Genomic DNA, 14,494 nt, shown 5'->3' on the forward strand with positions numbered 1-14,494 from the left:
CGAGAAAGTCTCCCGCGGTACCACCCTAGTAGATCATATACATGTGTATAGAATCCTCTTTATATTCTTAACGCGAATACACGCCTACGCTTACTCTATTTGTTCAGCGCGGAACTCCAGGGTGATATTCCCACTATCTCCTTATCCTGAGCTTACACCATCCTCAGTTCGCTATATAAGGTTTGAAAAGGTACTTATCCCTATCTTCGTTTTTCTTAATAAATATGTTGTTTAAAATTATATGTAATAATGAGAAAAACGTCAAGCTTACACTGTTTCTTCTTTTTTCAACAGTTCATCTACTTCGTCTTCTAATTCAATTAGTTTATCCCAATCATCGTTGTTTAACATCTCAAGCTGTGTTTCTAATAACATACGGAAACGAGTTCGGAATACTTTCGCTTGTTTCTTTAGCTCTTCAATATCAAAAGCAACTTTTCTTGATTTTACTAATGCTTCGTTAATAATACGATCAGCATTCTTTTCAGCTTCACGCACAATTAATTTCGCTTCTTTTTGCGCATTACGTTTTACTTCTTCCGCTGCTTCTTGTGCAACGACGATAGATTTGTTTAACGTATCTTCAATATTAGAGAAATGATCTAACTTCCCTTCTAACTGCGCAACTTTTTCTTCTAAAGCTTTTTTCTCACGAATGACCAATTCATAATCTTTGATAATTTGATCAAGAAACTCATTTACTTGATCTTCATCATAGCCACGGAATCCGCGACCAAATTCTTTGTTATGAATATCTAATGGTGTTAACGGCACAACGCCACCTCCAAGTAGTTATCTAAATTTCCTCTTTCAATTATATCTTTTCTTCGACAAAATAGGAGGATTTCCTTCTAAAAAACCAATCATTTTAGTATACCATACAAAATTCTCCATTTGTCGCGTTTTGTTCTACCTTCTACAGAAAATAATTTACTTCGGCCATATCCTCTAACAGAAAAAACATCTCCTGGATAGCATTCATAAGAAGTTTGCTCCACTGTTTTCCAATTGACTTTTACTAAACCATTTTTTATGAAAGGTTGTACTTTCTGTCTAGATAAATGTAACATTTCAGCTAACATAACATCTAAACGAAGTGAAGAAACCGTTCCAGATTTCTCTCCCCACGTTTCATCTATCTGTAGAATTTGTTCTCCTTGCACTGACGCTAAAGAGACTTTTACTTTCCCTATTGATTGTAAGTTCATCTCAATATACGATACAATTTCTTTCGCAACTACAATTTGGGCACGATTTTCTTGCAGCAAAATATCACCACATTTTTCTCTTGTTAAACCAAGAGACATAAATGTACCTAATATTTGCCTATGTTCTAGCGTATAAAACTTGGAAGGATAGTCAATTTCTAATACTTCTACTTGAAATTCTTCTTCATTTAATTCTAGATAGTCTGGATAAATAAGTGCTCTTTTACGCTCTGCATTAGGCGTTGCACCACCAAATTGCACAGCAACATCACCTTGTCCTATTACCATAGAAACAATTTGTTGTTGCCTAGGATCAAGAAAATCCGTTAACTTCACTTGATGGTATTCCGCCGCTCGCTTCCACTCTAGCACTTTATCCACAAAGACCTCCTCATCAGGCCTAAAATGTTCGTAGATGCTCATGTATTTACCTTCTTACTATAAGAAATAGCTTAATAAACTGAACAAACCAGTTTTAGCAAGTTTCAACGCAAAGATCGCAACGATTGGAGAAATATCAATCATTCCAAGCGGCGGAATAAAGCGGCGGAATGGTTCTAAATACGGTTCACAAATACGTGCCAGGAACTCTCCAAAAGCTGATTCCTTTGCACCAGGAAACCATGATAGGAGAATGTAAATAATAAGTGCCCACGAGTAAATCTCGATAGCATAACTTAACACTATAAAAACTGTTGTCATGGCGTATTACCACCTCTTTATATTTGTTTCTTCTTCTTCACCGAATAACTCTGAAATCGCACCAACAATATCTACATTTTCAGGTGTACACATAAATGTTTTCGGTCCTATTTTTTGAATGTCCCCGCCTATAGCGTATACAGTACCACTTAAAAAGTCAACGATACGTACCGCTTGATCAGTAGACATTCTCTGCAAATTAATTACAACAGCTCGTCTACCTTTTAAGTGGTCCGCAATCCCTTGTGCTTCCGAATATGTGCGTGGTTCTAATAAAACAACTTTTGAAGATTGTTTTGCTGTTTCAATACTCACAACATTTTGCTTCGGTTGCGCTTTCGGAAACGTAACGTCTTGTTGTTCTGGTGGATCTTGCTGCTTTTTCATGTCTGTTTGCTCCTTTTCATAACCATATTGAGCTGCTTCTTTTTCTTCCGGTGTATCAAAAAAGAAGTATTTTACTTTTGACCAACTCATAATAAGATTCTCCTTCCTTTTACGCTTTTCCTACTAAAATCGTTCCCAAACGAATATATGTAGCCCCTTCTTCAATTGCAATTGTGTAATCATTGGACATTCCCATTGATAATTCTTTACATGGCGCATGTAATAACTCTAGCTCCTGCACCTCTGTTTGCAGCATACGTAATTCCTTAAAACAGCGTCTGATTTCTTCCTCTTCTTCTGTAAATGGAGCCATCGTCATTAGTCCAACCACTTCAATTTTATCGAATTCTTGCAAACTTTGAATAAAAGAAACAACCTCTTCTATTGCCAATCCTTGCTTCGATTCTTCAGATGAGGTTTTCACTTGAATAAAGCATTTCACTTTCTTATCAGCACGTTTCTGAATTTCTTTCGCCAGCGAAAGACGATCTAACGAATGTAAATAATCAATTTCATTAATGATTTCTTTTACTTTTCTCGTTTGTAATGAGCCAATAAAGTGCCAATTAACTTTTGAACCGAAATGCTCGTATTTCTGTAAGAAACCTTCATTTCTATTTTCACCTAAATCGATAATTCCAGCTTCAATTACTTCGTTTGTTTTTTCAATCCCTACAGTTTTTGTAACTGCAACAAGTTTAATATCTTGCAACGAACGTCCAGCTCGAGCGCAAGATTCTTTAATAGCTTCGTTTACAATTACTAAATTTTCTTGTACTGTCACTTGCTTCCTTCCTCCTTAAAACCTATGAAACTCAACATTCTTCCTGTCTTACCTTGATCACGACGATGAGAGAAAAATAGTTGCTCTTCACAGCTTGTACAAAGAGATGACATTACAATATGCTCTTCTTTTATGCCTGCTTGTACACATAATATACGATTAATTTCTTTTAAATTAATTGCGTACTGCCCGTCAGAAATTTTTTGATGAGGAACAGCACCGCTAACTACTTCCTGTGCTGCTGTTAATACACGATCATCCACAACATAACAACAAGATCCGATCGACGGCCCAATTGCAACATGAATTTCATCACTTGAAATACCTTCTGCATTCCACTTTTGAATCATTTCCTTTGCAATCTCTTGTACAGTGCCTTTCCATCCAGCATGCGCAAGTCCTATCATACCATGTGATGGTGCATAAAAATAGAGCGGAACACAATCCGCGTAACAAGACGTTAACAGAACATCTTCATTACTCGTATAAATGCCATCTGTTTTTGAAATGCCGTCCTCATATGAATAGACACCACTTCCCTTTTCCTGTTGCCCTACTTTTTCAACATGATGAGCATGAACTTGTTCAGAGCAAATCCAGTTTTCTAATGGTTTTTGTAACTTATTTGCTAAAATGCGTCTGTTTTCATGAACGTTCTCCACGATATCATTCACATGTAATCCTAAATTCATCGCATGAAAGGAGCCCGTACTTATCCCACCATCTTTTGTCGTAAATCCAGCAGTAATGTTTCCAAGTTCTTTCCACGCTTGTAAATACAGTATACCGTCCACATATTTAAATGGTTCTCTCATAATAAAGCGGCTCCTTTTAATTAAAATAACAGAAAAAAGCATGGTACTTCCTGTCTATTTTACCATACTTTTATTTTTTCATAATCCTAACAGAAAAAAAAGAGGAATTTGTAATATTCTTTATGAAATTGTCGGTGTTTGTATTGATTCTGTTACAGAATTAACAGGATTTACTCTTACAAGTATGACATCCTCCCCAATTTTCACAATTTCCTTCCAAGGAATTACAATCTCAACATCTTTTCCAAAAATACCTAGCATACGTGTCTGTTTGGAAATAATAACAGAACAAACTTGCCCTGTGTTCATATCAATTTCAATATCTCCAATATTCCCAATCCTTTTTCCATCTGAAATATTTATAACATCCTTCATCTGTAACTCTGAAATTCGTATCACCATTTTTATCCTCTCCCTTATATGACAAATTGGAAACTGTTTCTCATATTTACAGGAAGCCATCTATACGAAACACCATGCTAGTTTCATTATATGAACACTAATCCCCTACTATGAGCACAAACCATATTACATATAAAAAGGTCTCACCATAATTGGTGAGACCTTATCCTTGAATCGTTTTATTCATTTGTTTAATAGCTGACTTCTCTAAACGTGATACTTGCGCTTGGGAAATCCCAATTTCTTCTGCAACTTCCATCTGTGTCTTTCCTTGGAAGAAACGTTTTCTAATAATCATTTTCTCTCTATCATTTAAACGCTTCATTCCTTCTTTCAATGCTAATTCTTCAACCCACTGCTCGTCCTTTTGTTTTTCATCACTTAACTGATCCATAACAAAGATAGGATCTCCCCCATCATTATAAATCGGTTCAAATAATGAAACTGGATCTTGAATCGCATCTAAAGCAAATACTATCTCTTCATGAGTTACTTCTAGCACTTTTGCAATATCCATTGCTGTTGGTTCTTTTGAATTTTCTGCAATCAATTTTTCTCTTACTTGCAAAGCTTTATACGCAATATCTCGCAATGAGCGCGATACGCGAATCGGATTATTATCACGCAAATATCTGCGTATTTCCCCAATAATCATCGGCACAGCATACGTTGAAAATTTTACATTTTGGCCTAAATCAAAATTATCAATTGATTTCATAAGTCCGATGCAACCAACTTGAAATAAATCGTCAACATATTCTCCTCTGTTATTAAATCTTTGGATGACGCTCAGTACAAGACGTAAGTTTCCATTCACTAATTTTTCTCTTGCGCTTATCTCTCCACTTTGCATTTCACGAAATAATTTACGCATTTCATCATTTTTTAATACTGGAAGTTTAGCTGTATCAACACCGCAAATTTCTACTTTGTTTCTCGTCAAAGTGTTCCCTCCTATCGGGAGTTGCTGTACAGTGTAAAGTATTTCCTTTGAAGGGGATTTTATGCATGTGGTTTTTTCACGATTTTTTATTTAAATTATCTTTCCTAATACAACTAAATAGAATAAGACCAGCCTACATAACGGCTGGTCTTATTCTTCACACCATTTTATTAAATTCTTTTCGTAATCTTTTTATAATTCTTTTTTCTAAACGCGAAATGTATGACTGTGAAATCCCAAGCATATCCGCCACATCTTTTTGCGTCTTTTCCTCTCCTCCAGCAAGCCCAAACCGAAGTTCCATAATTTGTTTTTCACGATCATTTAATTGGTGTAATGCTTTCATTAAAAGGTGACGATCTACAGTAGCTTCTAAATCTTTTGTAATAATATCATCATCTGTACCTAACACGTCAGACAATAACAGTTCATTCCCATCCCAATCAATGTTTAGTGGTTCATCAAAAGAAACTTCCGAACGATTTTTGTTATTTCGACGTAAATGCATTAAAATTTCATTTTCTATACAACGCGATGCATATGTTGCTAATTTTATTTTCTTTTCTGGATTAAATGTATTTACCGCTTTAATAAGGCCGATTGTTCCTATACTAATCAAATCTTCAATATTTATCCCTGTATTTTCAAACTTTCTTGCTATATATACAACGAGCCTTAAGTTACGTTCAATAAGTAATGACCTTGCTGCCTGATCTCCTTTTGGCAATTTATTCAAAAGAACTTCCTCTTCTTCTTTTGTTAACGGTGGTGGCAACGCTTCACTTCCACCAATATAATAAATTTCATCGGTCTTAATTCCTAATTTCAGCAATACTTTATACCAAAGGTATACTAAATAAAATTTTAATTTCATCATATTATCCCGCCTCTCATTTATTAAGCGATCACCATTTTTTGCGAAATCAACATTTTTGGATGCACAATACATTGATACTCCCCATTAGTAGACAGCTGTTGTGTATTTAATCCAATTAATACTTTGTTTACAACAATAGAACTACCTTCATGGTCAACTTGCACACTGTCAGGCTTAATTGCCCACAAAAATTGACTCTCTACTCCTACTGCACGGAAAGGAATTAAGCGTAATTTGGTCGCCCAACCAGAATCATTTTCTGGTATTTGAGGAATTTCTGTTTTGGAATAAATTTGTTCTGTTAACCAAGATGGTAAGCAATGTTCTAATGATGAAACATGCATAATCATAACAGGTGTTTTTGTTAATGGGTCATAAAGTTGGTTCCCACTGTCAATAAGACCTGCGAGTTCTAGTTCTTCTTCGGCTAATTGAATTTTTACTTTCACAATTTGATCATAGTGTATTTTCGTGACCTCTACGCTTTCAATACGCTTTTTAGAAAAATAATAAATTACTGGAAAACCAAAAATAACAAATAACCAACTAATTGGATCACCGTAAGAAATTGACTGAGATTGAACCAATCCATTTACCATTTCATTCGTTTGCAAAAAGAAATGAGTTCCAATTAATCCTCCGCCAACCATAAAGGTTACAAAGTAAAAAGTAAAAACAGTTTGTGCATAATTTCTAAATGTTGTAAACCCAAATGCTGTATACACAATAAGTAACGAGTACAGTAGTTTCATAATTGGATGTGTCATCATAGAAGCAAAAGGAGTAAAGGCAAAAATAACAATAGTTGAACCTATAAATGCCCCTAACACAAGCCTCCATCTTTTGATTTTCTTTTTTAACACGGTAGCTGTTAATAAAAGCAAAAGAAAATCAATGCAGGCGTTTAACAACCAAACAACGTCGGCGTAAACAACCAAACAATTCACCTCTTTTTTCAAGTTGAGACTAGTATAATGCATATCCAATAGGAAAGTGTGTCAATTTGCGGAGGTGTTTTTTTGTTATTTTGTGATTTCTAGACATAATCTGTCGGTAAAAAATAAAAGTACAAATTCATAGAATGATATACTCTTATTTTCACAAACAAAATATATTGAAATATACGAAATAAAAAAAAAGACCTGCTTAGCAGGTCTTTTCCATAAAAAACAAAAAGGAGCATGAAAGCTCCTTTTTTTATCGTCTACGACGGTTACGTAAAAATGCTGGAATATCGATATCATCTGAATCTGAATGACGCTCATGTACAACTGGCTCTTCACGCTTCATTTCACGTTTTACTTCACGCTGTTTTGAAGGTTGAGCTACTGGTTGTTGCTGTTGTTGCGTGTGGTTCGCATTCGGACGAATAATTGGTTTTGGTGGTTGAGTTGCAATGCTATCATCAAAACCAGTTGCAATTACAGTTACAACGATATCATCTTTTAATCCTTCGTTAATAACAGAACCGAAGATCATATTTACTTCTGGATCTGAAGCTGAAGCTACGATGTCTGCCGCTTCTTGTACTTCATATAAGCTTAAGTTAGCGCCACCCGTAATGTTCATGATAACACCTTGAGCTCCATCAATAGATGTTTCTAGTAATGGGCTAGAAATCGCTTTTTTCGCAGCTTCTGCAGCACGATTTTCCCCATTACCAGAACCAATACCCATTAAAGCAGAACCTCTATTAGACATAATTGTCTTTACGTCTGCAAAGTCTAAGTTAATTAAACCTGGCGTTGCAATTAAATCCGAAATACCTTGAACACCTTGACGTAATACGTTATCAGCTTCACGGAATGCTTCTAACATTGGCGTATTTTTATCAACAATCTCTAATAAGCGATCGTTTGGAATTACAATAAGAGTATCTACATTTTCTTTAAATGCTGCAATACCAGATGCTGCTTGCGTCGCACGCTTACGTCCTTCAAAAGTAAATGGACGTGTTACAACACCTACTGTTAAAGCACCTAATTCTTTTGCAACTTGAGCAACAACTGGAGCTGCACCAGTTCCAGTTCCACCGCCCATACCGGCAGTTACGAAGACCATATCCGCACCACGAAGTGCTTCTTGGATCTGTTCTTTACTTTCTTCTGCAGCTTTTTTCCCTACTTCAGGGTTTGCGCCTGCACCAAGTCCACGCGTTAATTTTCCACCAATTTGCATTTTTGTTTCAGCTTTTGATAGATTTAATGCTTGTGCATCAGTGTTCACAGCGATAAAGTCTACACCTTGTACACCGTGTTCAATCATACGGTTTACAGCATTGTTTCCGCCACCGCCGACACCGATAACTTTTATATTCGCTAATTGATCTTGAGTAGTATCAAACTCTAACATGTCGAAATCCCCCTAGAACCTCATTTTTCGTGTCCAATTTTAATCCCATAAATAACGGAATACACGTTTTACTTTTGACATCATGCGGTCATCATTTTGATTATTATTGTTTTGATTACGAGTTTTTTGTTTCGTGGGTTGCTGTTGTACCGGCGTTGGTGCTGGTGCTGGTACTGGTTCAAAATGCTCTTGCTTTTCCTGCACATTTTTCCCACGTAATTTAGCTTTTTGATAAGAATGTTTAATTAATCCAACTCCACTTGTATATTGGGGCTCACGCACACCAATATAATCAGGAGTTGCTACACGAACATTTTCATGTAAAATATCATATGCAAGATCAAGAACACCTGGCATAGAAGCAATTCCGCCAGTTAGTACATAACCAGAAGCCACTTGCTTTACTCCTAACTTACGCACTTCATCTTGAACAAACATTAAAATTTCCTCTACACGAGCCTCTATTATATCCGATAATTCCAACTGAGAATATTGTTCTGTTTGATCACTTCCCATAATAGGAACCGTAAACATCTCTTCTTCAGATGCTGTATCATAAAAAGCATGTCCATATTTCAACTTAATTTGATCTGCATTTTCTGTTGAAGTTTTCAACCCAATCGCAATATCTTTCGTTATATGGTCTCCACCTAATGGTAATACGCTCGTCGCTTGTAACTCTCCATCTTTAAAAATAGATAAAGTTGTAGATCCTCCCCCCATATCAACAAGGGCTACTCCTCTATTTTTTTCATCTGAAGATATTGCAACTGTTGCAGCCGCTAAAGGTTGAAGACAAATATCAACAATTTCAAGACCTGCTTTTTCTACACAACGAAGTAGGTTATGTAGTAAAGTTCTCGAGCCTGTAATAAGTGTACCTTCCATTTCTAATCTTACACCGATCATCCCGCGTGGATCGTTAATCTCGTCAAGACCGTCTACGATGAACTGTCGAGGTACCACATCAATAAACTCACGTTCTGGAGCAATTGACACAACTTGTGCTGCATCTAGAACGCGTAAGACATCTTCATTCCCGATTTCACGATCTTCATTTGAAACAGCGACTACTCCGTGACAAGGAAGTAGCTGTACCTGGTTTGCATTGACACCTACTACAACTTGCTCAATGTGGATTCCCACCATGCGCTCAGCTTGTTCAATTGCTTTTTTAATTGATCGAACAGTCTCGTCTATATCAACTATCGATCCCTTCTTTAAACCATTTGATTTTACATTTCCAACACCAATAATGTTTAAGCTGTCATTAACCATTTCACCAATGATGACTTTAACATTGGATGTACCGATGTCAAGACTAACATATATTTCATTGCTGTTCATTCTTTGGCACCTCCTTCTTTATTTATACCATACAACTCAATATATGGAACAACAATCGCAACTTTACTATTTATAAGAAAAATATTCAACGTCTTTATACGTTTCCCTTTTTTAACCCTATATTTTTCTTATTTTTATTTAGCATTCAATTAAGAATATCGCAGTAAACTATGAATAACTGCTTATCTTGAAATAATTCTATTTCGAGTGTAAAGTTTACCGCCAAGTATAAGTCTACACTAAGATGTACTCATAGAAAAGTGAAACTTGTACCAATACTAGTATGAATCTAAGAATTTTTACATATTTTTCATCAAATGAACCATTCTTCTAAATTCGTATACACATAATAGAACATTCGTTTCGTTTTTTCTGCTATAAGTAACGAAAACTACCATTCTATTCTTTTTTTTCTTCTGCACCTAATTCTTTCGTATATGCACCTACTTCTAAGTCAATTAATACCTTCTTACCTGGCTCAATTGTTTTTAAAATAAGCGGATAGGCTTCCATACGTTTTGCGAAATTTTGAATTGTAGTGCTCACTTCATAACCTTCATTCATATATAAAGTAAGATGATCTTCATTCGCATTCGTTGGTGAATAGCGAATCTCCGAAATAGATTTTAAAATAGCTGGTGTTAATTTTTCTAGTTCAGCGATTAACTCCTTCATTTTCTCTTCTTTAAAAGGTTCGAAAATCGGTGCTGCAACAGGAAGTTTTCCATTAGGTAGTACATCAAGTGTTTTTCCATTCTCTAATAACGGTTGTAATTTTCCCTCTTTATTTATATAACCAATCGTTACATATTCTTCGATATGAATATCAATATTGTTTGGAAAACGTTTTTTTACATTTACTGCTTTAATTTCTTTTCGCTTCGTTAAGTTTTCTTCAGCTTTATGTGCTGTCACTCGGAAATAACTTGTATCATATGTCACGCCTGAATCCTTCATTACTTGTTCATCCGTCATATAGTGATTTCCAAACACACTAATCTTTTTTATATTACTAAGCGGAGACCGAAAATAAATTAAAAAGAGCACTAATAAAAATAAAATTGATATGTATAAAATCAATCGATGATTAACATTTTTTTTGTTTTTTTTCTTTTGATTTTTCAATTTTGGTACACGATCTTGTAGTTTAATCACTTTACTATTATTCATGTACGATCCCCCTATGTAACATAAAGAACGGCATGTTCCTCATGCCGTTCTTATCTTCTTATTATAACATAAATGATAATGAGCGGAACGAATAACCGTTATCTTCCAATGATTTCTACTTCTGTGTGCATATCTACATCAAATTTATCCTTAATTGTATGTTTTATTAATTCAATTAAAGACAATACATCTTGCGCTGAAGCTCCCCCGGTATTAACAATAAAATTGCCATGCATTTCAGAAATTTGAGCTCCACCAATCCTATAACCACGAAGCCCTGCTTTTTCTACTAAATCTCCTGCAAAATGTGGGATTGGATTCCGAAATACACTTCCTGCACACGGGTGATTCCATGGTTGCGTTTCACGGCGGTAATCTTTATTATTTTGCATGCTACGTACAATTTCTTCACGTTTTCCCGCCTGTAATTGAAACACCGCCTCTAAAACAATACCAGGACGTTTCGTTTGCAATACAGATGCCCGATAAGAAAACTCCAGTTCTTTATTCGTTAACCAGTCAATTGTACCGTCTTCAAACAGAATGAGAGCCTTCGATAATACACTCGATATATCCGATTTATGTGCACCTGCATTCATATATACTGCACCACCGACACTTCCTGGAATACCGCTTGCAAACTCCAATCCAGCTAACCCTTGACGACTAAGTAAAGTTGACAATTTAATAAGAGGATATCCACTACCAACTCTTACCTTATGTTTTTCGACCTCTAAGTGATCTAATCCTTCTCCTAAACGAATAACAACACCTTCTATGCCTTGATCAGATACAAGAAGGTTTGAACCGCGACCAATTACAGTCCACTTCGTTTTGTATTGTTTTACTAACTGTAATGTTTTTTCAATACCGGCTACATGCTTTGGCACAATTAAAATATCCGCTGGTCCACCTATTTTCATAGTTGTATAACGTGCTAACGGCTCGTTAACTAAAACACGACCAACGTCTGCTTCTATAAGCTCATTTACTAATTGTTCCATAGACAATCTCCCCCATATTAAGTCTCCTTATGACAATAATATGCAGGGCATTCACCTAACGTTATCCCTCTATTTACGGGCAGTACAGCTCCTAAATCAAAATTAGGCGATAATAAAGAAATTAGGCGGAATGAGGATACCAGTAAACATCCGATTAGTGAAAGGTAATAATCAACGAGAGAGAATCACTCCCCGCTGATTAAAGCCTCACTTTATTTTTTTACAAGCTTATTCATTACTTCATACAGCTTATTTGCTGCATCTGGAATACCTAGTTGCTTAGCAGCTAGCTTCATATTTTGTAATGTTTGTGCATCTAATAAAATCTCATCAATATCACGAATAAGCGTTTCAGCTGTTAAATCTTTTTCTAGTAACATTTTTGCCGCTCCTTTATCAACAACTGAACGTGCATTCTTTTCCTGATGATTATTTGTTACATACGGACTCGGTATTAACACACTTGGTTTTCCTAACGCTGTTAATTCTGCAAGTGTTGTTGCCCCAGCCCTTGAAACAACAAGGTCTACACCAGTTAGTACCTCTGGCATATTATGAATGAACGGCTTAATAATAACATTGCTTGGGTTCCCTTTTTGCTTCACGGCTTCCATCACTTTGTCATAATGTACTTCACCTGTTACATATAGTATTTCGTAGCTTTTGTTCCCAAACTGTTCAATTGCTTCAACGAAGGCATCGTTAATCGGTCTAGCCCCACGACTTCCACCAAATATAAGTACAGACTTTTTAGGAAGAGAAAGCCCAACTGAACGTTTCCCCTTCATTCCATTTTGATCCATTACCTCTGATGCTCGTGGATTACCTGTCATTACCACTTTTGACTCTGGAAAATGCTCTATAGCTGCTTCAAAACAAACAGCAACTTTATCAACATAACGGCTTAAAAACTTGTTCGTTACACCTGGTACACTATTTTGTTCATGTACAATAGTTGGAATACCTAATTTGGCTGCAGCGTATACAACTGGTCCACATACATATCCACCCGTTCCAATTACGATATCCGGATTAAAACGACGAATATATCGTTTACTATCCTGTACACCTTTTAGAAAACGCATTACTGTTTTCACATTATCTAATGATATTTTTCGTTTAAATCCACTTATAACAATAGATTGAAATGGTATACCTGCTTTTGGAACGATTGTACTCTCTAGTCCATTTTCCGTACCAATATATAAAAATCTTGCTTCTGGATTTAACTTTTTTATTTCTCTAATTAAAGCAAGAGCTGGATAAATATGACCACCAGTACCCCCACCACTCACTAATACACGCACTACTAACTCCTCCGCTTCTCTTTTCTTATTTCCATTATATTTATTTCTATATACATATTGCATTTTTACACACATACGAAAAACCCTGTCTTATAAACAGGGTTTAGTAGCGAGAATGGCGACTTATATTTAATAATACACCTACTGCCATTAACATTAATGTCAAACTTGATCCACCATAACTTAAAAACGGCAAGGTAATACCCGTAACAGGCATCAGTCCTGTTACAACACCAACATTAATCATTACTTGAATCGCAATCATCGCCACAATACCTACTGCTAAAAACGTACCATATAAATCTGGCGCTCCTAATGCGATACGAATCCCGCGCCATAATAATAGACTAAATAATAATAACACAAATGAACCACCAATAAAACCTAATTCCTCGGATAAGATCGCAAATATAAAGTCAGTTTGTGGTTCAGGTAAATAAAGAAATTTTTGTCTACTTTGTCCAAGTCCAAGCCCAAATAATCCACCAGGTCCAATTGCAAGTAATGATTGGATAATTTGAAATCCACTCCCGAGCGGATCTGACCACGGATCTAAATATGATGTAATGCGTTTCATTCGATACGGTGCTGATGCAATTAACCCTACAAATCCTGCTACACCAATCAAACCAAACATTGCAAAGTGAAAGACCCTCGCTCCCGAAATGAATATCATAATGATACATGTCCCAACCATTACCGTTCCTGTCCCAAGGTCTGGCTGTAACATAATCATCCCAAAAGCAAGAAACACAAAACTAAGAGCCGGTAATAAACCACGTTTAAAAGATGTAATCAATTTTTGCCGTTCTGCTAAAAACTTTGCCAAGAAAATAATCATCGCAAACTTCATAAATTCTGACGGTTGAATCGAAAATGCTCCGATTCCAATCCAACTTCGTGCTCCTCCTCGAACAAGACCTACTCCAGGAATAAGAACGAGAATAAGAAGAATGAAGCAAACTAGCAAAATCACTTTTGAATACGTACGCCACACCCAATAATCAATTTTCATAATAAAAAACATAGCTACTACACCAAGACCCGCAAACAGTAATTGTCTTTTTGCAAAAAAGAATGAGTCCCCCATTTTATAAGAGGCCCAAACTGCACTCGCACTATAAACCATAATCATTCCGATTGTCAACAATGAAAGTGTTACGATGATGAGCATAAAATCAGGCGTTTTCTTCATT

Annotated in this window: 16 protein-coding genes and 1 other annotated feature (1 of these 17 running past the window's edge); all 16 genes read right to left on the reverse strand. The window is 35.9% G+C overall.

Annotation, left to right across the window (positions count from 1 at the left end):
* Positions 1-216, reverse strand: a binding site (T-box leader) (it extends 8 nt beyond the left edge of the window).
* 51 nt (positions 217-267) lie between these two features.
* The 16 genes from divIVA to spoVE all read right to left on the reverse strand — a co-directional run bounded on the left by divIVA (position 268) and on the right by spoVE (position 14,493).
* Entirely contained in the window at positions 268-774 is a 507-nt protein-coding gene (gene divIVA / locus NST90_RS18285; protein WP_001131611.1) for a septum site-determining protein DivIVA, read from the reverse strand.
* Positions 775-863: 89 nt separating this feature from the next.
* Positions 864-1,631 (reverse strand): RNA-binding protein, encoded by a 768-nt coding sequence (locus NST90_RS18290; protein WP_002164454.1) that lies wholly within the window; start codon positions 1,629-1,631, stop codon positions 864-866.
* A 15-nt stretch (positions 1,632-1,646) separates the two neighbouring features.
* Positions 1,647-1,910: a YggT family protein gene (locus NST90_RS18295; RefSeq protein WP_000214232.1), complete on the reverse strand. Its 264-nt coding sequence runs from the start codon at positions 1,908-1,910 to the stop codon at positions 1,647-1,649.
* Positions 1,911-1,916: 6 nt separating this feature from the next.
* Positions 1,917-2,387, reverse strand: coding sequence for a cell division protein SepF (locus NST90_RS18300; RefSeq protein ID WP_000119129.1), 471 nt, complete (start codon positions 2,385-2,387; stop codon positions 1,917-1,919).
* A 19-nt stretch (positions 2,388-2,406) separates the two neighbouring features.
* Positions 2,407-3,081, reverse strand: a complete 675-nt coding sequence (locus NST90_RS18305; protein ID WP_000218005.1) for a YggS family pyridoxal phosphate-dependent enzyme — start codon at positions 3,079-3,081, stop codon at positions 2,407-2,409.
* Positions 3,078-3,896 (reverse strand): peptidoglycan editing factor PgeF, encoded by an 819-nt coding sequence (gene pgeF / locus NST90_RS18310; RefSeq protein WP_001209008.1) that lies wholly within the window; start codon positions 3,894-3,896, stop codon positions 3,078-3,080. The genes NST90_RS18305 and pgeF overlap by 4 nt, the downstream gene beginning before the upstream one ends.
* 120 nt (positions 3,897-4,016) lie before the next feature.
* Positions 4,017-4,298 carry a YlmC/YmxH family sporulation protein gene (locus tag NST90_RS18315; RefSeq protein WP_000236750.1) on the reverse strand — a complete coding sequence of 94 codons (282 nt, stop codon included), beginning with the start codon at positions 4,296-4,298 and terminating at the stop codon, positions 4,017-4,019.
* A 163-nt stretch (positions 4,299-4,461) separates the two neighbouring features.
* Complete coding sequence (gene sigG / locus NST90_RS18320) at positions 4,462-5,241, reverse strand: RNA polymerase sporulation sigma factor SigG (RefSeq protein ID WP_000197753.1); 780 nt, start codon at positions 5,239-5,241, stop codon at positions 4,462-4,464.
* 157 nt (positions 5,242-5,398) lie between these two features.
* Positions 5,399-6,118 carry an RNA polymerase sporulation sigma factor SigE gene (sigE, locus tag NST90_RS18325; protein WP_000976948.1) on the reverse strand — a complete coding sequence of 240 codons (720 nt, stop codon included), beginning with the start codon at positions 6,116-6,118 and terminating at the stop codon, positions 5,399-5,401.
* Positions 6,119-6,138: 20 nt separating this feature from the next.
* Positions 6,139-7,056, reverse strand: a complete 918-nt coding sequence (gene spoIIGA / locus NST90_RS18330; RefSeq protein ID WP_000261975.1) for a sigma-E processing peptidase SpoIIGA — start codon at positions 7,054-7,056, stop codon at positions 6,139-6,141.
* A 259-nt stretch (positions 7,057-7,315) separates the two neighbouring features.
* The gene (gene ftsZ, locus NST90_RS18335) at positions 7,316-8,470 is read right to left on the reverse strand and encodes a cell division protein FtsZ (protein ID WP_000888984.1); all 1,155 of its coding nucleotides are present in this window, start codon (positions 8,468-8,470) and stop codon (positions 7,316-7,318) included.
* Positions 8,471-8,509: 39 nt separating this feature from the next.
* Entirely contained in the window at positions 8,510-9,817 is a 1,308-nt protein-coding gene (gene ftsA / locus NST90_RS18340) for a cell division protein FtsA (protein ID WP_001087558.1), read from the reverse strand.
* Positions 9,818-10,216: 399 nt separating this feature from the next.
* Complete coding sequence (gene divIB, locus NST90_RS18345; protein ID WP_001065794.1) at positions 10,217-10,987, reverse strand: cell division protein DivIB; 771 nt, start codon at positions 10,985-10,987, stop codon at positions 10,217-10,219.
* Positions 10,988-11,085: 98 nt separating this feature from the next.
* On the reverse strand, positions 11,086-11,991 hold the full coding sequence (murB, locus tag NST90_RS18350; RefSeq protein ID WP_000437024.1) for a UDP-N-acetylmuramate dehydrogenase: 906 nt from the start codon (positions 11,989-11,991) through the stop codon (positions 11,086-11,088).
* A 212-nt stretch (positions 11,992-12,203) separates the two neighbouring features.
* Positions 12,204-13,298 carry an undecaprenyldiphospho-muramoylpentapeptide beta-N-acetylglucosaminyltransferase gene (murG, locus tag NST90_RS18355; protein WP_025709060.1) on the reverse strand — a complete coding sequence of 365 codons (1,095 nt, stop codon included), beginning with the start codon at positions 13,296-13,298 and terminating at the stop codon, positions 12,204-12,206.
* 103 nt (positions 13,299-13,401) lie between these two features.
* The gene (gene spoVE, locus NST90_RS18360; RefSeq protein ID WP_000753524.1) at positions 13,402-14,493 is read right to left on the reverse strand and encodes a stage V sporulation protein E; all 1,092 of its coding nucleotides are present in this window, start codon (positions 14,491-14,493) and stop codon (positions 13,402-13,404) included.
* Position 14,494: the final 1 nt, after the last annotated feature.

This window comes from Bacillus sp. FSL E2-8900, assembly GCF_037966225.1.
GTDB lineage: Bacteria > Bacillota > Bacilli > Bacillales > Bacillaceae_G > Bacillus_A > Bacillus_A cereus.

Bases quoted from the DNA above. Each gene is read 5' to 3' on its own strand.
- spoVE (WP_000753524.1), bottom strand. From the start codon at position 14,493: ATGAAGAAAACGCCTGATTTTATGCTCATCATCGTAACACTTTCATTG.
- sigE (WP_000976948.1), bottom strand. From the start codon at position 6,118: ATGATGAAATTAAAATTTTATTTAGTATACCTTTGGTATAAAGTATTG.
- pgeF (WP_001209008.1), bottom strand. From the start codon at position 3,896: ATGAGAGAACCATTTAAATATGTGGACGGTATACTGTATTTACAAGCG.
- NST90_RS18315 (WP_000236750.1), bottom strand. From the start codon at position 4,298: ATGGTGATACGAATTTCAGAGTTACAGATGAAGGATGTTATAAATATT.
- murB (WP_000437024.1), bottom strand. From the start codon at position 11,991: ATGGAACAATTAGTAAATGAGCTTATAGAAGCAGACGTTGGTCGTGTT.
- ftsZ (WP_000888984.1), bottom strand. From the start codon at position 8,470: ATGTTAGAGTTTGATACTACTCAAGATCAATTAGCGAATATAAAAGTT.
- ftsA (WP_001087558.1), bottom strand. From the start codon at position 9,817: ATGAACAGCAATGAAATATATGTTAGTCTTGACATCGGTACATCCAAT.
- divIB (WP_001065794.1), bottom strand. From the start codon at position 10,987: ATGAATAATAGTAAAGTGATTAAACTACAAGATCGTGTACCAAAATTG.
- NST90_RS18300 (WP_000119129.1), bottom strand. From the start codon at position 2,387: ATGAGTTGGTCAAAAGTAAAATACTTCTTTTTTGATACACCGGAAGAA.
- NST90_RS18290 (WP_002164454.1), bottom strand. From the start codon at position 1,631: ATGAGCATCTACGAACATTTTAGGCCTGATGAGGAGGTCTTTGTGGAT.
- NST90_RS18295 (WP_000214232.1), bottom strand. From the start codon at position 1,910: ATGACAACAGTTTTTATAGTGTTAAGTTATGCTATCGAGATTTACTCG.